The sequence below is a fragment of the Streptomyces sp. NPDC101160 genome, from assembly GCF_044768205.1.
Lineage (GTDB): Bacteria > Actinomycetota > Actinomycetes > Streptomycetales > Streptomycetaceae > Streptomyces.
This window is the reverse complement of sequence record NZ_JBIWPJ010000006.1, coordinates 213,509-239,030: the sequence shown is the minus strand read 5'-3', so window position 1 is coordinate 239,030 and position 25,522 is coordinate 213,509. Positions and strand designations below refer to the sequence as shown.

Here is a 25,522-nt window from a genome sequence, read left to right as displayed (position 1 = left end):
TTGAGTCCGTGCTGAGATTACCCGTTGGGGGCGCCGCACTGTAGCGGAGCTTGCGGTGATCTGTGTCGCTCAGGCAACCCTTGCCGTGCGGGCCGGTCTCCGGCCCGCCGTGCCGCCTGCCCTGCGACGTCTACGGACTGCTGGCAGCGTACGCGCCAGGATCGCCAGGTCCATCCCCAGCCAGTGATGGTCCACATAGTGGAGGTCCAGGAGCTCGCGCTCCTCCCACGGTAGCTCCGAGCGCCCGCTGATCTGCCACAATCCGGTCATTCCGGGCCGTACGGAGAGCCGGCGCCGCCCGTCGCCGGTGGACTCCCGGTGACCGGGGGCCAGCGGGCACGGCCCGACCAGTGACATCCGGCCCCGTACGACATGGAGCAGCAGCGGCAGCGAGGCCAGCGGGCTCTTCGTGCGGAAGGTCAGCAGCGTGAACGTGGTCCCGCCGCGGCCCGCGACCGGGCGGCGGCGCAGCACCGCGCCGGTGTCCCCGGTGCCCAGGGTCAGGGACAGGGCGACGGCGGCGATCAACGGGGACAGCAGGACGAGAAGCGCGAGCCCGACGGAGACGTCCAGGAGGCGCTTGACGTCCACTGTGCGCCTGACGTCCAGCGCGCGCTTCGCCGTCATCCATCCACACTTTCCGGTTCCGGGCGAGAACATGGGATATGTCCGGACCTTCTCACGGGTGGGTCCCGGTGGCGGGGAATGACGCGCGTCCGTCCTCCTGTTGAGTGGATCGCAGAGCGAAGAGTTGAGTCGGCTCCACTCAGGTCTGTTGACTCCCACTCGTCCCTCATGCATCCTTGAGTCAGTTCCACTCAAGTCAGTCAGCTGGAGGAATCGAAATGGCACGTGCGGTCGGCATCGACCTGGGTACGACTAACTCCGTCGTCAGCGTTCTGGAAGGCGGCGAGCCCACCGTCATCACCAACGCCGAGGGCGCCAGGACCACGCCGTCCGTCGTCGCCTTCGCCAAGAACGGCGAGGTGCTCGTCGGCGAGGTCGCCAAGCGTCAGGCGGTCACCAACGTCGACCGGACCATCCGGTCCGTGAAGCGCCACATGGGCACCGACTGGAAGATCGAGCTGGACGGGAAGAGCTTCAACCCGCAGCAGATGTCGGCCTTCATCCTCCAGAAGCTGAAGCGCGACGCCGAGGCGTACCTGGGCGAGAAGGTGACCGACGCGGTCATCACCGTCCCGGCGTACTTCAACGACTCCGAGCGCCAGGCCACCAAGGAGGCCGGCGAGATCGCGGGCCTCAACGTCCTGCGCATCGTCAACGAGCCGACCGCCGCCGCCCTGGCGTACGGCCTCGACAAGGACGACCAGACCATCCTCGTCTTCGACCTCGGTGGCGGCACCTTCGACGTGTCCCTCCTGGAGATCGGCGACGGCGTCGTCGAGGTGAAGGCCACCAACGGCGACAACCACCTCGGTGGTGACGACTGGGACCAGCGCGTCGTCGACTACCTGGTGAAGCAGTTCGCCAACGGCCACGGCGTCGACCTGTCCAAGGACAAGATGGCCCTGCAGCGTCTGCGCGAGGCCGCCGAGAAGGCGAAGATCGAGCTGTCCTCCTCCACGGAGACCACGATCAACCTGCCCTACATCACGGCGTCCGCCGAGGGCCCGCTGCACCTGGACGAGAAGCTCACCCGCGCCCAGTTCCAGCAGCTGACCGCCGACCTGCTCGAGCGCTGCAAGACCCCGTTCCACAACGTCATCAAGGACGCGGGCATCCAGCTCTCCGAGATCGACCACGTCGTTCTCGTCGGTGGCTCCACCCGCATGCCGGCCGTCGCCGAGCTCGTCAAGGAGCTGACCGGCGGCAAGGAGGCCAACAAGGGTGTGAACCCGGACGAGGTCGTCGCCATCGGCGCCACCCTCCAGGCCGGTGTCCTCAAGGGTGAGGTCAAGGACGTCCTGCTCCTCGACGTGACCCCGCTGTCCCTCGGCATCGAGACCAAGGGCGGCATCATGACCAAGCTGATCGAGCGCAACACCACGATCCCGACCAAGCGCTCCGAGATCTTCACGACGGCCGAGGACAACCAGCCGTCCGTGCAGATCCAGGTCTACCAGGGCGAGCGCGAGATCGCGGCGTACAACAAGAAGCTCGGCATGTTCGAGCTGACCGGTCTGCCGCCGGCCCCGCGTGGCGTCCCGCAGATCGAGGTCGCCTTCGACATCGACGCCAACGGCATCATGCACGTGACCGCGAAGGACCTGGGCACGGGCAAGGAGCAGAAGATGACCGTCACCGGCGGCTCCTCGCTGCCGAAGGACGAGGTCGACCGGATGCGCCAGGAGGCCGAGCAGTACGCGGAGGAGGACCACCGCCGCCGCGAGGCCGCCGAGACCCGCAACCAGGGCGAGCAGCTCGTCTACCAGACGGAGAAGTTCCTCGCGGACAACGCGGAGAAGGTCCCGGCCGAGGTCAAGACCGAGGTCGAGACCGCGATCGCCGAGCTGAAGGAGAAGCTCAAGGGCGAGGACACCGCGGAGATCCGCACCGCCACCGAGAAGGTCGCGGCCGTCTCCCAGAAGCTCGGCCAGGCCATGTACGCCGACGCCCAGGGCGCCGCGGGTGCCGCCGGCGCCGAGGGTGCCCAGCAGGCCCACGCCGACGACGACGTCGTCGACGCCGAGATCGTCGACGAGGACAAGCCGAAGGGCGGCGCTGCCTGATGTCGGAGGAGACCCCGGGCTTCGAGGAGAAGCCCGACGTCCCCGCCGACGGCACGCCCGAGGAGCCGAAGGCCGCCGACTCCGCCGCGAAGGCGGAGGGGGCGGCCCCGGCCGGGGACGCTACGGACGTAGCCCTGCTGGCGCAGCTGGACCAGGCCCGTACGGCGCTCGGTGAGCGCACCGGTGACCTCCAGCGGCTCCAGGCCGAGTACCAGAACTACCGCCGCCGTGTGGAGCGGGACCGGGTCACGGTCAAGGAGATCGCCGTCGCGAACCTCCTGACCGAACTCCTTCCCGTGCTCGACGACATCGGCCGGGCCCGGGACCACGGCGAGCTCGTGGGCGGGTTCAAGTCGGTCGCCGAGTCCCTGGAGACCGTCGCCGCCAAGATGGGCCTCCAGCAGTTCGGCAAGGAGGGCGAGCCCTTCGACCCGACGATCCACGAGGCCCTGATGCACTCGTACGCGCCGGACGTCACCGAGACGACCTGCGTGGCGATCCTGCAGCCGGGGTACCGGATCGGGGAGCGCACCATCCGCCCCGCGCGGGTGGCCGTCGCCGAGCCGCAGCCGGGCGCGGCTCCGGCCGCCGGCAAGGCGGAGGAGTCCGACGACTCCGAGAAGGACAGCGATTAAGAGCCGTACCCGGGAGCGGGAGGAGGGACGTCGATGAGCACGAAGGACTTCGTCGAGAAGGACTACTACAAGGTTCTCGGCGTCCCCAAGGACGCCAGCGACGCCGAGATCAAGAAGGCGTACCGGAAGCTCGCCCGCGAGAACCACCCGGACGCCAACAAGGGCGACACCAAGGCCGAGGAGCGCTTCAAGGAGATCTCCGAGGCGGCCGACGTCCTCGGCGACCCGAAGAAGCGCAAGGAGTACGACGACGCGCGTGCCCTCTTCGGCAACGGCGGCTTCCGAGCGGGCGGCCCGGGCGCGGGCGGCTCGTTCAACTTCGACCTGGGCGACCTCTTCGGGGGCGCCCAGGGCGGGGCCGGCGGAGCCGGCGGCTTCGGCGGCGGCGGCCTCGGGGACGTCTTCGGCGGCCTGTTCAACCGGGGCGGCGGCGCGGGCGCGCGCACGCAGCCGCGGCGCGGCCAGGACATCGAGTCCGAGGTGACGCTCAGCTTCACCGAGGCCATCGAGGGCGCCACCGTCCCGCTGCGGATGTCCAGCCAGCAGCCCTGCAAGGCGTGTTCGGGCACCGGCGACAAGAACGGCACCCCGCGGGTGTGCCCGACCTGCGTCGGCACCGGACAGGTCTCGCGCGGCAGCGGCGGCGGCTTCTCGCTGACCGACCCCTGCCGGGACTGCAAGGGCCGCGGCCTGATCGCCGAGAACCCCTGCGAGGTCTGCCACGGCAGCGGCCGCGCCAAGTCGTCCCGCACCATGCAGGTGCGGATCCCGGCGGGCGTGTCCGACAACCAGAAGATCCGGCTGCGCGGCAAGGGCGCGCCGGGCGAGCGCGGCGGGCCGAACGGCGACCTGTACGTCGTCGTGCACGTCGACGCCCACCCGGTGTTCGGCCGCAAGGACGACAACCTCACCGTCACGGTGCCCGTCACGTTCGACGAGGCGGCGCTCGGCGGCGAGATCAGGGTGCCGACGCTGGGCGGCCCCGCGGTGACGCTGAAGCTGCCCGCGGGCACCCCCAACGGCCGCACCATGCGCGCCCGCGGCAAGGGCGCCGTCCGCAAGGACGGCACCCGCGGCGACCTGCTGATCACGGTCGAGGTCGCGGTGCCCACGGAACTCGACGACAAGGCACGTGAGGCCCTGGAGACGTTCCGCGAGGCAACGGCGGGCGAGGACCCCAGGGCAGAGCTGTTCCAGGCCGCGAAGGGAGCATGAGCAGATGGACCGTCGCCGACAGCCCGGATTTGGCGGTAGGGCCTACGAACTGACGGACGAGACCCCGGTGTACGTCATCTCGGTGGCGGCCCAGCTGTCCGGCCTGCACCCGCAGACGCTCCGTCAGTACGACCGCCTCGGCCTGGTCTCGCCGGACCGCACGGCGGGCCGGGGCCGCCGCTACTCGGCCCGCGACATCGAACTGCTGCGCACCGTCCAGCAGCTGTCGCAGGACGAGGGCATCAACCTGGCCGGCATCAAGCGCATCATCGAACTGGAGAACCAGGTCGCGGCCCTCCAGGCCCGCGTGGCCGAGCTGTCGACGGCGGTCGAGGGCGCGGCCCAGGCGATGCGCCAGCGCGAGGCCCAGGTCCACGCCTCGTACCGGCGTGACCTGGTCCCGTACACCGATGTGCAGCAGGCGAGCGCCCTGGTGGTGTGGCGCCCGGGGCACAAGCGCGGCGAGTAGGTCTCTCTGCCCGGACTCTCGTGACGAGGTCCCCTCCGCTTCGGCGGAGGGGACCTCGCGGCGTTCGGGGCGGCTCGGCTCAGTCGCGGTCGTCGAGGATGCCTGACTGGGCGATGAGGAAGCCGAGCTGGGCCCGGCTGCCGCTGCCGAGGGCCGCGGCGAGCTTGGCGATGTGGGCGCGGCAGGTGCGCACGTTCATGCCGAGGCGGCGGGCGATGGCCTCGTCGACGTGGCCTTCGACGAGGAGCCGGGCGATGGAGCGCTGGACGCCGCTGATGCCGTTCTTGGGCAGGGCGCCCGGGACCTGTTCGCCGAACGGGGTGGCGCGGGTCCAGGACTGCTCGAAGACGGTCGCGAGGTATTCGACGAGGCCGGGGTGGCGCAGTTCCAGGGCGACCTGGCGGTCCTGGCGGGCCGGGATGAGCGCGACCGTGCGGTCGATGATGATGAGCCGCTCGATGCTCTCCTCCAGGGTGCGCACCTGGAGCCGGTCCATGCCGGCCTGTTCCAGATAGACCTGCATGCCGGGACTGTGGCGCACGGTGTGCTGGTAGAGGGTGCGGACGCGGACGCCGCGGTCGAGCAGTGGCTGGATGCGGTTGAGCGCGGTGTTGAGGGTGTGTTCGCTGCGGCCGCCGCCCGGCTGGACGGTGAGCAGCTCCTCGGAGCACTCGGCGGTGGCCCGGCTGAGCACGGCGTCGATGCGGTGGATGCCCTCGAGGACGGTGATGGCGTGGGTCGTGGAAGGGTCCTGGGCGCTGATCGCCATGAACGGCTCGAATGTGCTGGACAGCTCCGTGGCCAGGGCGCGGCGGTCCTGGATCTCCCGTTCCAACGGCTGGACGAGCCGGGCGAGCGCCGCCGACGGTGGCACGGGCCTTAGCCATGACGGGTCGTCGGGGTCGGGGTGCAGCAGGTCCAGGTCCATGAGGCAGGGTGCGGCTTCTGCCTCGGTCCTGGTTATTCGCCCGATCCGCAACGCACTTGCGTACAAGTCCGATCCGGTTGCACAGAGGTCGACATGCCCGTGAGGATGTGTCGCTTCTGTCGGTTTATGCGGCATTTGCACACCCCCCAGGATCCTGTATTTCAGGAACATGATGCATTGCCTCGGTGGTGCGAGCGCAAAGACTGAGCCATCGTTTTGTGCGCGGGGGTAGAGGAAACCATCAAGTGAGGTCGAAGCCGCTCATGTCCAGGAAAATGCTTCGCTCGATACTTGCTTCCGTCTTCATTGGGGCGGCAGCAGTAGGAGCGCTGGCCGTCAACGACCCGGTGTGGGACAGCACGCCGGCCCACGTCGTCGCAGCTCCGAACGACCCGGTCTGGGACGTCGCACCGGCTGCCGACCGGGACCCTGGTTGGGACGTCGCCCCGGCCGCTCAGCTCGACCCCGTGTGGGACCTCGGTCCGGCGGGCGCGGGAGCATGACCGTGCCGCCGGACGACCGGTCCTTCCGACGGGAGATGGCCTCGGCATACCGCTCCGGGTGGCACTTCATCGATCTCGTCACGGCCATCCCCCACCGTGGCGACTCCTTGATGGTGACCCTCTTCGGAGAGCCGATCGTCGTCGCCCGCGAACAGGACGAGGACGTCCGTGCCTATCGGTGTCTGCGCCGCCCGCGCGGTGCGCCGCAGCCCGTTCGCTGTGCCATCCGGTACGGCATGATCTTCGTCAACCTCGATCAGCGTGACCATCAGCTGCTGGAGCCCCAGCTGGTCGACACGGAGACCATCACCGCCACCCCCCGCAGTGCCTGAACGATTCCCCCGTCGTTGTAGATCGTTCGGGCGCTTCCCCCACACAGCGGCGCCATCGCGGACCTGAAACGCGATGGCGCCGCTGTGCTTTTGCCGTCGGCCGGTTACGCCCGGCCCATCGCGCGGGTGAGCGCGATCTCGATGACGACGCGGTCCGGGTTCGGGGCCGGCACCCGGTTGTAGCGGGCCGCGTACCGGTCGACCGCGTCGGCGACGACCTCGGCCTCGGTGCGGATCCGCGCCACGCCCTCCAGCGTCGCCCAGCGCCCCTTGTCCACCTGGCAGACCGCCACCCGCGCGCCGTCCGGGCCCGCCGCCAGGACGTTGGCGACCTTGCGGCTGTGCTTGTTGGTGATGACCCGGGCGATGCCCTTCTCGCCGCCCTCCGGGTCGTACGTGACGCCCACCGCCACCACGTGCGGGGTGCCGTCCGGGCGCGGGGTCGTCAGGGTGCTCATGTGGTACTCGCGCCAGAAGCTGAGGTACGAGTCGCTGGGCTTGCTCGGGTCGATGGCCATGTCTCGGAAACTACTCCGGGGAGGGCTCCACCCGATACCTTGAGCGGAATAGACTCAACTTTGTGTAGGTTGGATGAGTCATAGGAGCTGTCGCAGTCGAAGACCAGGAGGAGACCCCGCACGTGGACGCCGAACTGACCAACAGGAGCCGGGACGCGCTGAACGCGGCGAGCAGCCGCGCCGTGTCCCAGGGGCACGCCGATCTGACCCCCGCGCACCTTCTGCTTGCGCTGCTCGCGGGTCAGGACAACGAGAACATCACCGACCTGCTCGCCGCCGTCGAGGCCGACCAGGCCGCCGTGCGCTCCGGTGCGGAGCGGCTGCTCGCCGCGCTGCCCAGCGTCACCGGGTCCACGGTCGCGCCCCCGCAGCCCGACCGCGAGCTGCTCGCCGTCATCGCCGACGCCGCCGAGCGCGCGAAGAAGCTCGGCGACGAGTACCTGTCGACCGAGCACCTGCTGATCGGCATCGCCGCCAAGGGCGGCCGGGCCGGCCAGGTCCTCGACCAGCAGGGCGCCACCGCCCGACGGCTCCAGGACGCCTTCGAGAAGGCGCGCGGCGCCCGCCGGGTGACCACCGCCGACCCGGAGGGCTCGTACAAGGCCCTGGAGAAGTTCGGCACCGACTTCACCGCCGCCGCCCGCGAGGGCAAGCTGGACCCGGTCATCGGCCGCGACCACGAGATCCGCCGCGTCGTCCAGGTCCTCTCCCGGCGCACCAAGAACAACCCGGTCCTCATCGGCGAGCCCGGCGTCGGCAAGACCGCCGTCGTCGAGGGCCTCGCCCAGCGCATCGTGAAGGGCGACGTCCCCGAGTCGCTGCGCGACAAGCGGCTGGTCTCGCTCGACCTCGGCGCGATGGTCGCCGGTGCGAAGTACCGCGGCGAGTTCGAGGAGCGGCTGAAGACCGTCCTCTCCGAGATCAAGGAGAGCGACGGCCAGATCATCACCTTCATCGACGAGCTGCACACCGTCGTCGGCGCGGGCGCCGGCGGCGACTCCGCCATGGACGCGGGCAACATGCTCAAGCCCATGCTGGCCCGCGGCGAGCTGCGCATGGTCGGCGCGACCACCCTCGACGAGTACCGCGAGCGGATCGAGAAGGACCCCGCCCTGGAGCGCCGCTTCCAGCAGGTCCTGGTCGCCGAGCCGTCCGTCGAGGACACCATCGCCATCCTGCGCGGACTCAAGGGCCGCTACGAGGCGCACCACAAGGTGCGGATCAACGACTCCGCGCTGGTCGCCGCCGCCACCCTCTCCGACCGTTACATCACCTCCCGCTTCCTGCCCGACAAGGCCATCGACCTCGTCGACGAGGCCGCGTCCCGGCTCCGGATGGAGATCGACTCCTCGCCGGTCGAGATCGACGAGCTCCAGCGCGCCGTCGACCGGCTGAAGATGGAGGAGCTCGCCCTCTCCAAGGAGACCGACGAGGCCAGCCTCCAGCGCCTGGAGAAGCTGCGCCGCGACCTCGCCGACCGCGAGGAGGAGCTGCGCGGCCTCACCGCCCGCTGGGAGAAGGAGAAGCAGTCCCTCAACCGGGTCGGCGAGCTGAAGGAGCGGCTCGACGAGCTGCGCGGCCGCGCCGAGCGCGCGCAGCGCGACGGCGACTTCGACACCGCGTCCAAGCTGCTCTACGGAGAGATCCCGGCGCTGGAGCGGGAGCTGGAGGCCGCCAGCGAGGCCGAGGCCGAGCAGGAGGCGCGGCAGGACGCGAAGGACATGATGGTCAAGGACCAGGTCGGTCCTGACGACATCGCGGACGTCGTCGGCTCCTGGACCGGCATCCCCGCCGGCCGGCTCCTGGAGGGCGAGACGCAGAAGCTGCTGCGCATGGAGGACGAGCTCGGCAAGCGGCTCATCGGCCAGAGCGAGGCCGTGCGCGCCGTCTCCGACGCGGTGCGCCGCACCCGGGCCGGCATCGCCGACCCCGACCGGCCCACCGGCTCCTTCCTCTTCCTCGGCCCGACGGGTGTCGGCAAGACCGAGCTGGCGAAGGCGCTCGCCGACTTCCTCTTCGACGACGAGCGGGCCATGGTCCGCATCGACATGTCGGAGTACGGCGAGAAGCACTCCGTCGCCCGTCTCGTCGGCGCGCCCCCCGGCTACGTCGGCTACGAGGAGGGCGGCCAGCTGACGGAGGCCGTGCGCCGCCGCCCGTACAGCGTCGTGCTCCTGGACGAGGTGGAGAAGGCCCACCCCGAGGTCTTCGACATCCTGCTCCAGGTCCTCGACGACGGCCGGCTCACCGACGGCCAGGGCCGCACGGTCGACTTCCGCAACACGATCCTGATCCTCACCTCGAACCTGGGCAGCCACTTCCTGATGGAGCCGCTGACCAGCGAGAGCGAGAAGCGGCAGCAGGTCCTGGAGGTCGTCCGGGCGAGCTTCAAGCCCGAGTTCCTGAACCGGCTCGACGAGATCGTGGTCTTCTCCGCCCTGAAGGGCGACGAGCTGGCCCGGATCGCCAAGCTCCAGATCGACCGCCTGGCCCGCCGCCTCGCCGACCGCCGCCTCACCCTGGACGTCACCCCCGAGGCCCTCGCCTGGCTCGCCGAGGAGGGCAACGACCCGGCGTACGGCGCCCGCCCGCTGCGCCGCCTGATCCAGACGGCCATCGGCGACCGCCTCGCGCGCGAGATCCTGGCGGGCGAGGTCCGCGACGGCGACACGGTCCGGGTGGACCGCTTCGAGGACGAGCTGATCGTGGGCAGGGCGGAGTAGCCCGGCCCCGGCGGAGCAGCCCGGCCCTGGCGGGGAGCCGACCGGCGGGATCGCGCCACTCGGGTCTCCGCCGCTCGGGTCTCCGGCGCTCGGGTCTCCGGCGCTCGGGTGCCCGCCGGTCGGGTGTCCGGCGGTCGGGTGTCCGGCGGTCAGCTCTCCGCCGGTCGGGTCACCTGTCCCAGGCGCCGAGGTGGGCGAGTGCGGTGTCGCCGTCCTCGTCCGCCTTCGCGTCGACGCGCAGAAGCCTCGGCGCGCGGCAGGCGGAAGCCCACCGTGACGTAGGAGCGCGGGGCGAGATCATGTCAGCCCGCAGCTGATCGCGCCGTGGGGACTTGCCACCCCCCGCCCGCCATGAGGGAGGATGGCGGCATCCGTACGAAGGGAAGAACCCGGTGAGCATCGACCCGTCCTCGATTCCTAATTTCGGGGCCCAGCCCCAGCCGCAGGCAGGACCGGCGGGCCCCGTCGTTCCCGACCAGGATCTGGTCAAGCAGCTCCTCGAGCAGATGGAGCTCAAGTACGTCGTCGACGACGAGGGTGACCTCGCGGCGCCGTGGGAGGACTTCCGCACGTACTTCATGTTCCGCGGCGAGGCGGAGCAGCAGGTCTTCTCGGTGCGGACCTTCTACGACCGCCCGCACGCCGCGGACGACCGCGCGAAGATCCTCGACGCGATCGACGACTGGAACCGCCGCACGCTGTGGCCCAAGGTCTACACCCACCTGCACGAGGAGGAGGACGGCTCCGCCACCCTCCGCCTCATCGGTGAGGCACAGATGCTGATCGGCACGGGCGTCGCCCTGGAGCACTTCGTGTCGTCGACGGTCAGCTGGGTGCGCGCGTCGATCGAGTTCGACAAGTGGATCGTCGAGCAGTTCGGCCTGGAGTCCCCGGAGGACAAGGCGTCCGGCGACGGCGACGGCTCCGCGGAGTAGTCAGCCGACTGGTCCCCGAAGTGGTCCGCCGAGCGGTCCACCGACCGCCGAGCGGTCACAGCGCCATCCGCGCCAGCGTCAGCGCGTACGGCGCGTAGGCGAACGAGAGCCCGGCCAGGCCCGCGATCACCGTGATCGCGGCGCGTGGCCGGGCTCTTGTCAGTGCCCGGGCCAGCGGCAGCAGCAGCGGGAACGCGGGCAGCAGGAAGCGCGGCTTCGACTCGAAGAAGCCGGAGCCGCCGACGGTGATCAGCACGAGCACGCCGGTGTAGACGAGGACCGGCAGCGGCGGCCGCTCGTCCGGGTCGAGCAGGAGCAGCGCGAAGAGCAGCACGCCGACCGCGGTGACGGCCAGGGCCATGACGTAGCCGAACTGCGTGGGCCCCTTCAGCATGTCCCGTACGAAGCGCGCCGCGCCCTCGCCGAAGTCGAAGCGGCTCGTCCAGCCCTCCTGGACGGTGAAGTAGCCGCCGAGCAGATCGCCGCGCCGCGCGCCGACCCACAGGAGATACGAGACCCACCCGAGCGGCGCGACCCCGGCCCCCACCCACACCGCCCAGCCGTCCCGCCCGCTCCGGCCCGCGCCGCCACTCCGGTCCGCACCGCCGCCCTGGCCGCGCCGGTCCGCCCTGGCGTGCCGGTCAGCGCCGCCGCCCCGGTCCGCCCATCCGCCCCGGTCCGCCCATCCAAGCCAGCCGGCCCTGCCGCGCCGGTCCGCCCATCGGCGCCAGCCGGCCCTGCCGCGCCCGTCCCCCCATCCGCGCCAGTCGGCCCGCCCGTGCCCGTCCCACCATCCACTCCTCCGCCACAGCTCCAGCGCCGCGGCGGCCAGGACGGCGGCGGCGACGGCGATGCCGTTGGGGCGGGAGAGGCCGGCGAGGGTGGCCAGGGAGCCGGCCCAGAGCCAGCGGCGGGTCAGGACCGCGTAGAGCGCCCAGGCGGCGAAGGCGGTCATGACCGGTTCCGTGTACGCCATCGTCAGCACGAACGACGTCGGCAGGAGCCCCCACAGCAGCACCGTGAACACCGCGACGCGTCGCCCGCACAGTCGCTCCGCGACCAGGAAGACGCCCCACGCGGCGGCCCCGGCCGCCAGCCAGGACAGCAGCAGGCCGGCCGTCCCGTAGGCGATCGGCAGCACGCCGGCGACGACCCGGACGAGCCCCGGGTAGAGCGGGAAGAACGCCAGGTCGGACATGGGCGCCCCGTCCGGCCAGTGGAGGGTGCGGCCGTAGCCGTTGGCGGCGATCCGCAGGTACCAGTCCGAGTCCCAGGACCTCGCGAGCAGCACCCGCGGCGAACGCCCGATGTGCCACGCCCACAGCGCGAACACCAGCGTCCCGGTCAGCCGCGCGGCGGCGAAGAGCCCGAGCGCGGGCGCCGCCCGGCGCAGCGAGGCGCGCAGGCGCGCGAGGCGGCGCCGGGCGGGCGCGGCGGTGAGTGCGGGGGCGGCGTCGGCCGGCGGGCGGTCGATCGTCTCGGCGGACAGGGGGCACCTCCGTGCGCGCGGGAATCCGGTCGGTTATTTCCCGACAGTCGGTCTACATGACCGGTGCCACGGCACGGAGAGGGCGCGCGGATCAGAAGCGGCGGATCACCCGCAGCATGTCCGTGCAGAGGTCGCCCTTCTCCCGCGCGTCGCCGTTCTCCTCGTACGCCTTCTTCTGCTCGAACCAGCGCTTCGGACCGCGCAGGGTCACCACCCCCGCCCCGGTGGTGAGGGTCGCGAGCACGCCCTTGTCGTCCGCGACCTCCAGGACGATGGGTCAGCGCGCCCGCCGGGTGGGCGGTGAAGTGCCAGGGACCGGTCGGGTCGACCGCCATCGGCAGCCGGGGCCGGGCACGGCTGCCGACGGTACGGGCAGCGTGTCCGTCGGCGTCGTCGGTACGGTCGTCGCCGCGCCGAGGGGCACGCGCGCCGGAAGGCCGCTCCGCGGTCTCCCGTTCCTGGCCGGTCCCTCGTTCCTGGCCGGGTCTCCCGTTCCCGGCCGGTCCCTCGTTCCTAGCCCAGCTTCTTCAGGCGCTCCACCGCCTCCTCCAGGACCTCCGTCTTCTTGCAGAACGCGAACCGCACGAACGGCGCGCCCTCCTCGCGGTGGTCGTAGAAGACCGCGTTCGGGATGGCGACGACCCCGGCCCGCTCCGGCAGCGCGCGGCAGAAGGCGAAGCCGTCGGTCTCGCCGAGGGGACGGATGTCGGTGGTGACGAAGTACGTGCCGGCCGGGCGGTGGACGCCGAACCCGGCCGCCGTCAGGCCCGCGCTCAACAGGTCGCGCTTCGCCTGGAGTTCGGCGCGCAGGGCGTCGGTGTACGTGTCGGGCAGCCGCAGCGCCTCGGCGACCGCGTACTGGAACGGGCCTGACGACACGTACGTGAGGAACTGCTTCGCGGACCGGACCGCGCTGGTCAGTTCGGGCGTCGCGGTGATCCAGCCGACCTTCCAGCCGGTGAAGGAGTACGTCTTGCCGGCCGAGCCGATGGTGACGGTGCGCTCGCGCATGCCGGGCAGCGACGCGATCGGCACGTGCGCGGCGCCGTCGAAGACCAGGTGCTCGTACACCTCGTCGGTGACGACCAGTAGGTCGCGCTCCTGGGCGAGTTCGGCGACGGCGGTCAGTTCGGCGCGGCTGAGGACGGTGCCGGTGGGGTTGTGCGGGGTGTTGAGCAGGATCAGCCGGGTCCGGTCGGTGACCGCGGCGCGCAGCTCGTCGAGGTCGAGGACGAAGGCCCCGTCGTGCGGGCGCAGGGTGACCGGGACCCGGGTGCCGCCGGCCATGGCGATGCAGGCGGCGTACGAGTCGTAGTACGGCTCCAGGGCGATGACCTCGTCGCCCGGCTCGACCAGCGCGAGCAGCGCGGCGGCGATGGCCTCGGTGGCGCCCGCGGTGACCAGGACCTCGCTGTCGGGGTCGTACGAGAGGCCGTAGCGGCGCTGCTGGTGCTCGGCGATCGCGGAGCGCAGCTCGGGCACGCCGGGGCCGGGCGGGTACTGGTTGCCGCGGCCCTCGCGCAGGGCGCGCACGGCCGCCTCGCGGATCTCCTCGGGGCCGTCCGTGTCCGGGAAGCCCTGACCCAGGTTGATCGAGCCGGTGGCGGTGGCGAGCGCGGACATCTCGGCGAAGATCGTCGTCCCGAACTCGGCGAGCCGGCGGTTCAACAGCGGCCTGGTACCCATCAATGCTCCTCACGACTCGTCGACGGGGCCATCCTCTGACGCCGGACGAGCGACGGACAAGCAGGCGACCCGGGAGACCGTGGAGACCGGGAGACCGTGGAGACCGGGAGACCTTGGAGACCGGAGACCGTGGAGACCGGGGCGACCTTCCTGCTCCCCGCCCCCGCTCCCCGCCCGCCCCGCTCCCCGCCCCTGCTCCCCGCTCCCGCCCCCGCCCACGGCCACGTTCACGCGCGCCCCCACCCCCCGCGCCCCCGCGCCCCGCTCCGCCCGGCTCAGCGCCGTCGCTGCCGCGGTACCCGGCGGGCGGTGTGCCGCGGCGCCGGACGGCGGGCGCGGGAGGCGGCGGTGAGCTGCCGCACCAGCTGGTGCAGGCAGACGGCGGCGGTGACCGGCGGCAGACCCGCGACCACGATGTCGAGCAGATCGGCCGGTGTCCGGCACGCCTCGAAGACGCACAGCCCCGTCGCGATGCCGGAGAAGACGACGACCACGGCCCAGGCGTGCGCGAGCCGGCGCGCCTCCAGCGCACTGCGCAGCACGGAGAAGGTGCCCACGAGCCACGGCGCGTAGACGATCGCCGGCCACAGGTGATCGAGGCCGTGCGGCACCCGGGACACGGCCAGGTCGAGCAGCGGGTGGTAGCAGAGCAGCCAGTCGAGGACGCAGACCGCGGTGACCGTGACGATGGTCAGCATCCCGAACAACGAGCGGAAGAGCAGCGGCCAGGACGTCACCGGCGGCAGATGGCGGCGTCGGGCGGGGTGCCCGGGCTCCGGTACCGGCTGATGCGGCAAGGCGTCGAAGGGCAAGTCGTCGAGAGACATCGCGTCGAGGGACATCGCGTCGAGGGACAGGGTGTCGAGCGGCATCCTGCCGAGCGACATCGTGTCGTGGGGTGGGACGTCGTCCCGCGGCGCATGGAGGTGGAGCGGCCCGGGCCGCTCGTCGTCCCAGCCGTCCCAACCCTCGGTGGCGGGGACGCCGGCGATCCCGGTCCCGTACTCCGGCCAGGCGCAGGGGTCGTTCATCGGGTCGTACACCGTCGACTCCCACACCCGGCGAGCCCTTCGGCGAAGCCCTCCTCGAGTTGGCGGATCCGCAGCAGGAAGTCGGCCAGCAGCCGGGAGGAGTTCCGCAGGACGACACGCTGTCCGTCGCGCGACAGGTAGCCGCACTGCACGTCTCCGGCGGCGTCCCGGCGATCGGGTACGAACAGCCAGCCCCCGGCGTCGCAGACGGGATCCCGATCCGTCCGGGGCAGGGTATTTCGTTGGCGCATTGCACTCATGCCCCGGTCAACGAAAAGCGGCCCGCGTCGAATGTCGGCAATACGGGCGTCCTTTCATATCTCATTCCAGAGGTACTCAAGAGAATTCCTCAGGCGGGTTCCAGGATGTGCTCCCATGCCACTGGCAAAGACTTCATATAGCGCTCCGATAAATTCCCCACCCTCCGGGGCGGCAGTCATATTGTCGTAACGTGCCGCGTCCGCTTGGCCATTTTCCCCGGGGTGGCGCGTTGGGTGGCGCAATTCGAAGACGGCGCACTCCTCGAAAGGGCGCCGTCTGTCGGGGGAATGAATTCAGTCACTTCGCAAATTTGGGATGCTCCGGTAAGGTCTCTGCCTCGAATTACTGGTAACTTCAGCGAGGGGGCCGGCATGCTCACCAGGAAGGAATACCTGGAGATTCGGGAACTGCGCCGCAAGGGCTGGTCGATCTCCGCGATCGCCCGCCACCTGGGGCGCGACCGCAAGACGGTGCGGTCCTACCTCGGCGGCGACCGGGTCGCGGGCGTGCGCAGCCAGACGCAGGACGCGTCCCTGCTCTTCCTGCCCTACTGCCGGCAGCGGCTGGCCGACGATCCGCACCTGCTGGCGAGCCGGCTGTTCGCCGAGGTCGTCGAACTCGGCTATCCCGGCGGCTACTCCACCTTCACCCGGGCGCTGCGCCGGCACCTGTTGCGGCCCCCCTGTGCGGACTGCCGACCCGGTGTGCCGCGGCAGGGCGGACCCGCGGACGCGCCGCAGGGGAGTGAGGAGATTCGGTTCGACTGGCTCCGGCTGCCCGCCCCGCCGCTGCGGTGGGGGTGCGGCACGCACGCCCGGCTGCTGATCGGCACCCTGGCCTCCTCGGGCCGCTGGCGCGGCGTGCTGAGCGACGGCGACGACCTTCCCCATTTGACCGAGGCGATCGACCGGGCGCTGCGCCGGCTCGGCGGTACGCCCGGGTGCTGGCGGCTCGACCGCACGCCGGTCGTGTGCACCGTCTCGACGGGCTGGCCGACACCGGCCTTCGCGCAGGTGGCCCGGTACTACGGGGTGGCGGTACGGTTCGGTCCGCCCGGCCGGAGCGACCAGGCCGGCCGGCACGGCGACCACGACGACCACGACGACCACGGCGACGAGGGCCCGCCTGAAGGCGCCTGCGGCGGCGCGGCACTGCGGGAGTGGTGGCACCGACTCGGGCCGGGCGACCACGGCGCCCACGGGGACCGGCGCGACCAGGCCGGTCCGCCGGACGAGGCCCGGTGCGCGGCGTTGCGGGAGTGGTGGCGGGCGACCGGGCACGACAGCCGGATGGCCGGCGCGCAGGACGAGCTCGACCGGCTCGCCGCGGACCACGACGCCCTGGACGCCCCCGGCCTCCCGGCCCTGCCGCTCACCCCGTTCCCCGCATGGCTGTGCGCCCACCGGATCGTCGGCCCGCAGGGGCTCGTGCCGTACCGCGACAGCTTCTACGCGGTCCAGCCCGACCTCGCCGGCTCGCGGGTGGAGGTCCATCGGCGCCTGGACCGGCCGTACCTCTCGATCGTCACCCCCATGGGCGCGGTCATCGCCCGGCACCGGCTCGCGCCGCCCGGGACGGCGCGGACCCTGGCCGACGCCGCCGGCGCGAGCGCCCTGGAGCGCCCCACGCGCCCGGCGCATTCCCAGGGCTCCGTCTGTCGGCACGGCCAGGGCCGCCGGCCGCTCTCCCGGCAGGCGCTGGCCGAAGCGCGGGCACTGCGCGTACGTCTGGAGGCGGAGGCGCAGACGCACGCGAAGGAGGAGGCGGAAGGGGAAGGGGGAGGGGAAAAGGAAGCGGAGGGGAAAGCGGAAGGGGAAGCGGAAGCGCAGGCGTCCGCCGCCGCGCCGTCGGACGCCGGACCGGAGTCCGAGGCCCCGGATCGCTCCTGACTCCGGGGCGAAGCTCTGGACTTGCTCAAGTGCGCGCTCTGCGCGCTTCGAGCCCGGCCGACGCGGGAATCCCTCTCGCACAGCCACTCTGGCTGACGCGAAAACTCGAACGTACGGGGGACTCCATGGGCGGTTTCATCGTCTTCGGACTCATCATTCTTGTGGTCGTCGGATTTGCGGCGGCGACCAGTGGCGGCCGTTCCCGCAAGCGGCGCAAGCGCCGGGGCGGCTGGGCGAGCGGCAGCTCCTCCTCTTCCTCTTCCTCTTCTTCGTCCTCGGGCGGCGGCTGCGGCGCGTCGTCCTCCTGCGGGGGCTCGTCGGGCTGCGGGTCCTCGGGGTGCGGCTCGGGCTGCGGGGGCGGCTGTGGCGGAGGCAGCTGACAGGGCCGGCGGGGAAAACGGGGAAAACGGGGAAAACGGTGGACAACACGCGTCTGTGACCACTCTGTTGAGCGATTGTGGGAATCACGCGATCGATTCCGATTGAACAGTTGAACCGTGGGGCCCCCGAGGGGATGGAAACCACGCCAAGTTGGGCAAAAACGCTGCCACTCGACCACGGTTCATGATTCCCTCGTTGTTGAGAACATCCAGCCCTCGGACCGTGTGTGGACCCGAGCCGGCGATCCCCACTCCCGGTCGAAGCCCTTCACCGGGACGCCTCCGGCCCACCCGCCAACCGTGTTTGCGGAGCCGATCCATGCTCACGACCCTGAAAACCTCCTACACCGATACGCGCGCGGCCGACCTGGCCTGGGCGCTGGGGCGCGACCCGCTGCCGGCGCTCGCCGTACTCGATCTCGAACTCGCCGGGGCCAAGCTGCAGTTGCGGCTGCTCGGCGCCTCCCATCAGGTACTCCTCCGGGAGGACGACCGCAGTTGCTCGGAGACCGTCGCCTGCATGCCCGGCAGCAGCACCCCGCTGCCGCTGGGCGTGTCCAAGCGGGTCGGCGAGTGGGAGTACGAGTTCGCCGCCCGCGTCGAGACCCTCACCCAGGGCTCGTTCGCGGGCCGCGCACAGGAGTTGCTCGCACTCGTCGCCGACCATCCGCACGGCCTCGCGGGGACCTTCCCCGGCTCGCCGCACGCCTTCACGGCGATGCTGGCGCAGCGCCACGAGGGCCAGGTGCGCTGGCGCACCTGGCACGCCTACCCGCAGGAAGGGCAGTTGGTGGTGACGAGAACGCGGATCGGCGCGCGGATGCCGGCCGCGCTCTGAGTCGCACTCCGGACCGCGCCCCGGACCGCCGGCGTAGCCGCGCGTTCACGGCGCCGCCGCACATATGCCTCGGATGCACTCGCGCGGGTGACACTGTGCGGAACAGGTGTGACGTAGCGTTACGGGCATGATCGACCCGCCCGTGACCACGCTGCCCCTGCCGCCCAAGCCGGCGGTGCGGCAGCCAGTCCGGCCGGGCGCGGTGCGGTATCCGGTCCTGGTGACGGTCTTCGTCTGCGCCGCCTGCGGCCTGGTCTACGAGCTCGAACTGGTGGCGCTCGCCACCTACTTGATCGGCGACTCGGTCACCCAGGCGTCCGTCGTGCTGTCCGTCATGGTCTTCGCGATGGGCGTCGGCTCGCTGCTCGCCAAGCGGCTGCGCTGCCGCGCCGCCGTCGGCTTCGGCCTGGTCGAGGGCGGGCTCGCGCTGATCGGCGGCTGCTCGGCGATGGTGCTGTACGCGGCCTTCGCCTGGCTCGGCCAGGCGCAGTGGGTGCTCGTCGCCTTCGCGCTGGCCATCGGCGTGCTGATCGGGGCGGAGATCCCGCTCCTGATGACGCTCATCCAGCGTGCGGAGTCGGCGCGTTCACCGGCGCGGCCGGTCGCCGGGGTCGTCTCGGGCGACACCCGGCGCGGCCGGACCCGCGCCCAGCGGGGCCCGTACGACGCGGCCGGGACCGTCGCCGACCTGTTCGCCGCCGACTACGTGGGCGCGCTGGTCGGCGGGCTCGCCTTCCCGTTCCTGCTGCTGCCCTGGCTCGGGCAGCTGACCGGCGCGCTGGTCACCGGCGCGGTCAACGCGGTCGCGGGCGGGGCGCTCGTCCTGTGCCTGTTCCGGCACGACCTGACGGGCCGTTCGCGGGCGCTGCTCATCGGCGCGAACCTCTTCGTGCTCGCCGTCCTCGCCACCGCGGCCGTCCGCGCCGACGACTTCGAACAGGCGGCGCGGCGGGCGGTGTACGGAGACAGCGTGCGGATCGCCGTGCGCACCGACGTCCAGGAGGTGGTGGTCACCGGCGAGCGGGGCGGCCCGCCCGACCTCTTCCTGGACGGGCGGCTGCGGGTCGGCGGGCGCGACGAGTACCGCTACCACGAGGCCCTGGTGCACCCCGCGATGAACGGCCGGCACACGCGCGTGCTGATCCTGGGCGGCGGCGACGGGCTCGCCGCCCGCGAGGTGCTCCGCTACGACGACGTGCGCGCCGTCACCGTCGTCGAGCTCGACCCGGGCGTCGCCAGGATCGCCCGCACCGACCCCGACCTGGCCCTGCTCAACGGGCAGGCGTTCCGCGACCCGCGGGTGACCGTCGCGTACGGGGACTCGTTCCGCTGGCTGCGCCTTCACCGCTCTCCGCAGGAACGGTACGACGTGGTGATCTCCGACCTGCCCGACCCCGGGCCCGGCGACACCGGGGGCGCGATGCTCTACTCCGAGGAGTTCTACGGACTCGCCGCCGGCGTCCTCGCCGACGGCGGCCGCCTCGTGGTCCACGCCGGCCCCGCGACCGGCAGCCCCCGCACGTACTGGACCGTCGACGCCACCCTCCGCGCCGCCGGCTTCACCACCCGCCCGTATGCCGCCGCCGCGCGCGGTCGCGGGGAGGGGAATGGGGGCGGCGACGGGGAAAGGGAGGGCGAGGGGGCCGGGGGCGGGGGCGCTGAGTGGGGCTTCCTGCTCGCGACCCGGGGCGGCCGGCCGCCGGTCCTCGGCCTCGCGCCCGACGCACCCCGGCTGCGTTCCCTCACCGCCGCCACCCTCACCGAGGCGGAGAGCCGCGTGGAGCGCAGCCGCACGGGAGGCGCGGGCGGGCTGCCGCCGTCGACGCTGGTGCATCCGCGCTACTGACGCGCGGCCGCGGCGCCCGGGGGCGCGCAAACAGGCGACGGGCGGGCCCCGGCTGAGTAGGCTCGGCTCCCATGGAGCATGAGGTGTTCGTCCCGGTCCCGGCCGAGGTCCTGCGTGCCACGCTGACGGACCCGGCGCGGGTCGCGCGCTGCGTGCCCGGCTTCCAGCAGGACGCCGACGAGGCGACCGGGCCCCTCGCGGGCCGGCTGAAGGTCCGGGTCGGCGGCAACACCATCACCTACCGCGGCACGTTCCGGATCGCCGAGCGGGACGGCGGCGGAGGCTTCGCCGTCGAGGGCGAGGGCGCCGAGGTCCGCGGCAAGGGCACCGCGTCGCTCGCGCTGACGCTGACCCTCACCCCGCTGGCCGAGGGCACCACGATCGGCTTCACCGGCGAGGTGACGGCGGCCGGGCGGCTCGCCGACGCCGACGCGGACGCCCGTGGCGCGGCGGGCGCCCGGCTGCTCGACCGGTTCGCGGAGGCGCTGGTCGCGGTGGCGGACGTGGAGGCCGAGATGGCCGCCGAGAGCGAGATCGAGAGCAGGGCGAAGGCCAAGGACGAGGAAGAGCCCGAGGACGCGGACGAGGACGAGGACGAGATCGAGGGCGACGTGGAAGCGGAAACGGACGGGCGTACGTCCGTCTTCGACACGCCGGTGCCGCCGCCGTCCCTCGACCCGCTCGCCGACGAGGAGGAGTACGAGGCGCCCGGCACCGGTCAGCCCGCCGAGGCCGCGCACGCCCGGCGCACCATGATCGGCCGCAGCGCCGAGGAGGTCGACCACGCCCCGCCGCGCGGCCGCTACGCCCCCGTGCCCGCCGTCGAGGCCTCCGGTGCCGGCGCGAGTCTGCGCTGGATCGCCCCCGCCGCCGCGCTCGCCCTCGCCTCCGCCGTCGTGGTGAGCCGCGCCCTGCGCCGCCGCCGCTGAGCCCCGAGCGGCTGGAGTCGCCGAGCGGCTGGAGCCGCCTCGCCGCTGAGGTCACCGCGCCGCTGGATCCCCCGGTTCGCTGGATCCCCCACGCCGCTGGATCCCCCGGGCCCCTGGAGCCTCTGAGCCGCTCGGGTCACCGAGTCTCCGATGGGCCGAGTCGCTGAAACGCTCCCGCCGGCCCGGTGATCGCCTAGGGTCGGAGCGTGAGCAATCTGACGCGACTGACGGCCGGTGACGCCGAGCTGACCATCGATCCCGAGCACGGCTGCCGCATCACCGGCCTGCGCATCGGGGACACCGAACTACTGCTCCAGGGCGCGCACTTCGGCTGCTTCGTGATGGCGCCCTGGGCGGGCCGGACCGAGAACGCCCGCTTCCGCAACGGCGCCACCGTCCACCAGCTCCCCGTCAGCGCGCACGCCGCCCCGCACGCCATCCACGGCACCGTCCGCGACGTCCCGTGGAAGACCGCCCAGGTCACCGGGTCCACGGCCGCGTTCACGACCGAACTCGGCGAGCCCTGGCCGTACGAGGGGAAGGTCACCCAGATCGTCGAGCTGGGCGAGGGCTCGCTCACGCTCACGCTCGGTGTCGAGACCGCGTCCGACTCCTTCCCGGCGCAGGCCGGCTGGCACCCCTGGTTCCGGCGCTCGCTCGGCGGCGCGGACGTCGAGCTCGGCTTCCACCCGGCCTGGCAGGAGGAGCGCGGCGCGAACCACATCCCAACCGGCCGCCGCATCGACCCGACCCCGCGCCCCTGGGACGACTGCTTCGGCATGCCGGACGGCGTCGACGTCACCCTGACCTGGCCGGGGCAGCTGGAGCTGCGCGTCACCAGCCGGACCGAGTACGTCGTCGTCTACGACGAGCCGGAGGACGCCGTCTGCGTCGAGCCCCAGTCCGGCCCGCCGAACGGCCTCAACACCCTCCCGCGCCTGGTCACGCCCATCGACCCGCTGGAGGTCTCGACGACCTGGACCTGGCGCCGGCTGTGAGCGGGCTGCTCCGAGGACAGGCCCTAAGCTCATGAGCATGACTGACGTACGCGCTGAGCTGCTCCAGCAGATCAAGGACAAGGCCGTGGTGCACGGCAAGGTGACCCTCTCCTCGGGTCTTGAGGCCGACTACTACGTGGACCTTCGCCGGATCACGCTCGACGGCGCGGCGGCGCCGCTCGTCGGCCAGGTCATGCTCGAGCTGACCAAGGAGCTGGAGTTCGACGCCGTCGGCGGTCTGACCTTGGGTGCCGACCCGGTCGCCACCTCGATGCTGCACGCCTCCGCCGCGCGCGGTGAGCGCCTGGACGCCTTCGTGGTCCGCAAGGCCGCGAAGGCGCACGGCATGCAGCGCCAGGTCGAGGGCCCGGACATCAAGGGCCGCCGGGTCCTGATCGTCGAGGACACCTCGACCACCGGCGGCTCGCCGCTGACCGCCGTCGAGGCGGCCCGCGCGGCCGGCGCCGAGGTCGTCGCCGTCGCGACGATCGTCGACCGGGCGACGGGCGCGGGCGAGAAGATCGCCGACACGGCGGGTGTGCCGTACCTCTACGCGTACGCGCTGGACGAGCTCGGCCTGGGCTGACGCCGACCTCCATGGCCGGCCTGCACGGCCGACTTCACGGCTGACCTTCACGGCTGAATCGCCGCGAAGTCGTGACTTAGCGTCCGGGACCGGTGCGAACCGGCTCTGACCTGCGGTTTTGCAAAGGGGCGGGGTGTTTCACGTGAAACACCCCGCCCCTTCCTCTGCCGCGCCCGTGGGACCTTCCGCGGGAGTCTGGAAGGATGGGGGCGACGATGACGTCGCCCCCAGGTCAGGGACAAGCAACGCACCTACCCGCACATCACAAGGAGCGGACGTATGCCCATCGCAACCCCCGAGGTCTACAACGAGATGCTCGACCGGGCGAAGGCAGGCAAGTTCGCCTACCCGGCGATCAACGTCACCTCGTCCCAGACCCTCCACGCCGCCCTGCGCGGTTTCGCGGAGGCCGAGAGCGACGGCATCATCCAGATCTCGACCGGTGGCGCCGAGTTCCTGGGCGGCCAGTACAACAAGGACATGGTCACGGGCGCCGTCGCCCTGGCCGAGTTCGCGCACATCGTCGCCGCGAAGTACGACATCACGGTCGCGCTGCACACCGACCACTGCCCGAAGGACAAGCTGGACGGCTACGTCCGCCCGCTGCTCGACATCTCCGCCGAGCGCGTCAAGGCCGGCCGCAACCCGCTCTTCCAGTCGCACATGTGGGACGGCTCCGCCGAGACCCTCGCCGACAACCTGGCCATCGGCCAGGAGCTGCTCGCCAAGGCCGCCGCCGCCAAGATCATCCTCGAGGTCGAGATCACCCCGACCGGTGGCGAGGAGGACGGCGTCAGCCACGAGATCAACGACGAGCTGTACACCTCCGTCGACGACGCCATCCGCACCGCCGAGGCCCTGGGCCTGGGCGAGAAGGGCCGCTACCTGCTGGCCGCGTCCTTCGGCAACGTCCACGGCGTCTACAAGCCGGGCAACGTCGTGCTCCGCCCCGAGCTGCTCAAGGACCTCCAGGCCGGCGTCGCCGAGAAGTTCGGCAAGGCCTCCCCGTTCGACTTCGTCTTCCACGGCGGCTCCGGCTCGACCGCCGAGGAGATCGCCACCGCCCTCGACAACGGCGTGGTGAAGATGAACCTCGACACCGACACCCAGTACGCCTTCACGCGTCCGGTGGCGGACCACATGTTCAAGAACTACGACGGTGTCCTGAAGGTCGACGGCGAGGTCGGCAAGAAGTCCACCTACGACCCGCGCACCTGGGGCAAGCTCGCCGAGGCGGGCATGGCCACGCGCGTGACCGAGGCGTGCGCGGCCCTGCGCTCGACCGGTACGAAGCTGAAGTAAGCGCCCTCGGCGTTGTAGGACGGGCCCGGCGCCACGAGAGTGGTGCCGGGCCCGTTCGTCGTTCCCGTTCCTGGAGGTATGAGGTGTCGGTGTTCGAGTTCGACCGCGAGATAGACCGGCGCGGCACCTGGTCGGTCCAGTGGGACGGCATATCCGACCGCTTCGGCGTCTCCGACCTGCTGCCCTTCACGATCTCCGACATGGACTTCGCCTCCCCGCCGGCCGTCCTCGACGCCCTGCGCGCACGCGTCGACCACGGCGTCTTCGGCTACACCGACTGGCGGCTCGGCGAGTTCCGGGAGGCCGTACGGGACTGGTACGCGAGCCGGTACGGCGCCGAGGTCGACCCGGAGGCGATGGTCTACGCGCCCTCCGTGCTCTCCCAGCTCTCCCAGCTGCTCCGGATGTGGACCGAGCCCGGCGACGGCGTCGTCGTCCACACCCCGACGTACGACGGCTTCCGCAAGGCCGTCACCGGCCTCGGCCGCGAGCTGCGCGGCGTCCCCCTCGGCGACACCGAGGCCCTGGAACGCGAGCTGGCCCGGCCCGACAGCCGGATGCTGCTGCTCTGCTCCCCGCACAACCCGACCGGCCGGGTGTGGCGCGAGGACGAGCTGACGGAGTTCGCCCGGCTCGCCGAACGACACGGCGCCGCCGTCGTCAGCGACGAGATCCACGCCGACCTGACGGGCGCCGGCCACCGCCACGTGCCGTGGACGGCGGTCGCCGAGCCCGGGCGGGGGCGCCGCTGGGCGCTGGTCACCTCCGGCACCAAGGCCTTCAATTTTCCCGCGCTCTCCGGTTCGTACGGGTTCCTCGGCGACCCCGAGGAGCGCGCGGAGTTCGTCCGGCGCATGGAGACCGGCGAGGGGCTGGCCTCGCCGGCCGTGCTCTCCCTGACCGCGCACATCGCAGCGTACCGGCACGGCGCGCCCTGGCTCGACGCGCTGCGCGGCTATGTCGCCGGGACGATGACCATGGCCGCCGAGCGGCTCGCCGCCGGCCTCCCGGACCTCGCCTGGACCCCGCCGCAGGCCGGCTACCTCGCCTGGATCGACCTGCGCCCGCTCGGCATCGACGAGACCACCCTCCAGGAGGAGCTCGTCACCAAGGAGAAGGTCGCGATCATGCCGGGCGGGGTGTACGGCACCCCCGGCTTCGTCCGGCTCAACCTCGGCTGCCCCCGGACGAAGGCCGAACGGGGCGTGGACGCGCTGGTACGGGCGGCGGCCCGGCTGCGGAGCTGAGCGGTCGCGGGACCGGGCGGGCGCGGGACCGGGCGCTTGCGGGCGGAGCGGTCGCGGGACCGGGCGGTTGTGGGCTGAGCGGCTGCCGGACC

Annotated in this window: 22 protein-coding genes; 15 read left to right on the top strand and 7 right to left on the bottom strand. The window is 72.0% G+C overall.

The window, feature by feature from the left end; genetic code table 11:
- Positions 1-69 precede the first annotated feature (69 nt).
- Positions 70-627 (bottom strand): sugar transferase, encoded by a 558-nt coding sequence (locus ACIRSU_RS20475; RefSeq protein WP_403794006.1) that lies wholly within the window; start codon positions 625-627, stop codon positions 70-72.
- 218 nt (positions 628-845) lie between these two features.
- Here ACIRSU_RS20475 and dnaK point away from each other — a divergent pair, with 218 nt between their 5' ends.
- From dnaK to ACIRSU_RS20455, 4 genes are read left to right on the top strand one after another with little or no spacing between them, the layout of a single operon-like run.
- Positions 846-2,690: a molecular chaperone DnaK gene (gene dnaK, locus ACIRSU_RS20470; RefSeq protein WP_403794004.1), complete on the top strand. Its 1,845-nt coding sequence runs from the start codon at positions 846-848 to the stop codon at positions 2,688-2,690.
- Positions 2,690-3,325 carry a nucleotide exchange factor GrpE gene (gene grpE / locus ACIRSU_RS20465; RefSeq protein WP_403794002.1) on the top strand — a complete coding sequence of 212 codons (636 nt, stop codon included), beginning with the start codon at positions 2,690-2,692 and terminating at the stop codon, positions 3,323-3,325. Before dnaK ends, grpE begins: the two co-directional genes overlap by 1 nt.
- Positions 3,326-3,358: 33 nt before the next feature.
- Entirely contained in the window at positions 3,359-4,540 is a 1,182-nt protein-coding gene (gene dnaJ, locus ACIRSU_RS20460) for a molecular chaperone DnaJ (protein WP_403794000.1), read from the top strand.
- A 4-nt stretch (positions 4,541-4,544) separates the two neighbouring features.
- A complete protein-coding gene (locus ACIRSU_RS20455; RefSeq protein WP_403793998.1) occupies positions 4,545-5,009 on the top strand; it encodes a heat shock protein transcriptional repressor HspR in 465 nt (154 codons plus the stop codon).
- Positions 5,010-5,088: 79 nt separating this feature from the next.
- On the opposite strand, the gene ACIRSU_RS20450 is transcribed toward ACIRSU_RS20455, so the two are convergent.
- Positions 5,089-6,072 (bottom strand): helix-turn-helix transcriptional regulator, encoded by a 984-nt coding sequence (locus tag ACIRSU_RS20450; RefSeq protein WP_403794900.1) that lies wholly within the window; start codon positions 6,070-6,072, stop codon positions 5,089-5,091.
- 364 nt (positions 6,073-6,436) lie between these two features.
- Here ACIRSU_RS20450 and ACIRSU_RS20445 point away from each other — a divergent pair, with 364 nt between their 5' ends.
- A complete protein-coding gene (locus tag ACIRSU_RS20445) occupies positions 6,437-6,772 on the top strand; it encodes a (2Fe-2S)-binding protein (RefSeq protein ID WP_389211084.1) in 336 nt (111 codons plus the stop codon).
- A gap of 104 nt (positions 6,773-6,876) precedes the next feature.
- Here the strand turns inward: ACIRSU_RS20445 and ACIRSU_RS20440 are convergent, their stop codons facing one another.
- A complete protein-coding gene (locus ACIRSU_RS20440) occupies positions 6,877-7,290 on the bottom strand; it encodes a pyridoxamine 5'-phosphate oxidase family protein (protein ID WP_403793996.1) in 414 nt (137 codons plus the stop codon).
- A 122-nt stretch (positions 7,291-7,412) separates the two neighbouring features.
- Here ACIRSU_RS20440 and clpB point away from each other — a divergent pair, with 122 nt between their 5' ends.
- The gene (gene clpB, locus ACIRSU_RS20435) at positions 7,413-10,013 is read left to right on the top strand and encodes an ATP-dependent chaperone ClpB (protein WP_403793994.1); all 2,601 of its coding nucleotides are present in this window, start codon (positions 7,413-7,415) and stop codon (positions 10,011-10,013) included.
- 392 nt (positions 10,014-10,405) lie between these two features.
- A complete protein-coding gene (locus tag ACIRSU_RS20430; RefSeq protein WP_403793992.1) occupies positions 10,406-10,948 on the top strand; it encodes a YbjN domain-containing protein in 543 nt (180 codons plus the stop codon).
- A gap of 55 nt (positions 10,949-11,003) precedes the next feature.
- Here the strand turns inward: ACIRSU_RS20430 and ACIRSU_RS20425 are convergent, their stop codons facing one another.
- The 4 genes from ACIRSU_RS20425 to ACIRSU_RS20410 form a co-directional block, all read right to left on the bottom strand.
- A complete protein-coding gene (locus tag ACIRSU_RS20425) occupies positions 11,004-12,422 on the bottom strand; it encodes a glycosyltransferase family 39 protein (protein ID WP_403794897.1) in 1,419 nt (472 codons plus the stop codon).
- Between the two features lie 106 nt (positions 12,423-12,528).
- The gene (locus ACIRSU_RS20420) at positions 12,529-12,681 is read right to left on the bottom strand and encodes a hypothetical protein (protein ID WP_403793990.1); all 153 of its coding nucleotides are present in this window, start codon (positions 12,679-12,681) and stop codon (positions 12,529-12,531) included.
- Between the two features lie 269 nt (positions 12,682-12,950).
- Positions 12,951-14,123, bottom strand: a complete 1,173-nt coding sequence (locus ACIRSU_RS20415; RefSeq protein ID WP_403793988.1) for a pyridoxal phosphate-dependent aminotransferase — start codon at positions 14,121-14,123, stop codon at positions 12,951-12,953.
- Between the two features lie 275 nt (positions 14,124-14,398).
- On the bottom strand, positions 14,399-15,181 hold the full coding sequence (locus ACIRSU_RS20410; protein WP_403793986.1) for a hypothetical protein: 783 nt from the start codon (positions 15,179-15,181) through the stop codon (positions 14,399-14,401).
- Positions 15,182-15,786: 605 nt separating this feature from the next.
- On the opposite strand from ACIRSU_RS20410, the gene ACIRSU_RS20405 reads away from it, so the two are divergent.
- The 8 genes from ACIRSU_RS20405 to ACIRSU_RS20370 all read left to right on the top strand — a co-directional run bounded on the left by ACIRSU_RS20405 (position 15,787) and on the right by ACIRSU_RS20370 (position 25,430).
- On the top strand, positions 15,787-17,304 hold the full coding sequence (locus ACIRSU_RS20405; RefSeq protein WP_403793984.1) for a Mu transposase domain-containing protein: 1,518 nt from the start codon (positions 15,787-15,789) through the stop codon (positions 17,302-17,304).
- Positions 17,305-18,003: 699 nt separating this feature from the next.
- A complete protein-coding gene (locus ACIRSU_RS20400; protein WP_403793982.1) occupies positions 18,004-18,522 on the top strand; it encodes a DUF2617 family protein in 519 nt (172 codons plus the stop codon).
- A 127-nt stretch (positions 18,523-18,649) separates the two neighbouring features.
- Positions 18,650-20,368, top strand: a complete 1,719-nt coding sequence (locus ACIRSU_RS20395; RefSeq protein WP_403793981.1) for a spermidine synthase — start codon at positions 18,650-18,652, stop codon at positions 20,366-20,368.
- A gap of 71 nt (positions 20,369-20,439) precedes the next feature.
- Positions 20,440-21,297: an SRPBCC family protein gene (locus ACIRSU_RS20390; protein WP_403793979.1), complete on the top strand. Its 858-nt coding sequence runs from the start codon at positions 20,440-20,442 to the stop codon at positions 21,295-21,297.
- A 206-nt stretch (positions 21,298-21,503) separates the two neighbouring features.
- Entirely contained in the window at positions 21,504-22,295 is a 792-nt protein-coding gene (locus ACIRSU_RS20385; RefSeq protein WP_403793977.1) for an aldose 1-epimerase, read from the top strand.
- Between the two features lie 37 nt (positions 22,296-22,332).
- A complete protein-coding gene (gene pyrE, locus ACIRSU_RS20380; RefSeq protein ID WP_403793976.1) occupies positions 22,333-22,881 on the top strand; it encodes an orotate phosphoribosyltransferase in 549 nt (182 codons plus the stop codon).
- Positions 22,882-23,160: 279 nt separating this feature from the next.
- Positions 23,161-24,183 carry a class II fructose-bisphosphate aldolase gene (gene fbaA / locus ACIRSU_RS20375; RefSeq protein ID WP_403793974.1) on the top strand — a complete coding sequence of 341 codons (1,023 nt, stop codon included), beginning with the start codon at positions 23,161-23,163 and terminating at the stop codon, positions 24,181-24,183.
- A gap of 89 nt (positions 24,184-24,272) precedes the next feature.
- Positions 24,273-25,430 carry a MalY/PatB family protein gene (locus ACIRSU_RS20370; protein WP_403794895.1) on the top strand — a complete coding sequence of 386 codons (1,158 nt, stop codon included), beginning with the start codon at positions 24,273-24,275 and terminating at the stop codon, positions 25,428-25,430.
- The last annotated feature ends 92 nt before the right edge of the window (positions 25,431-25,522 follow it).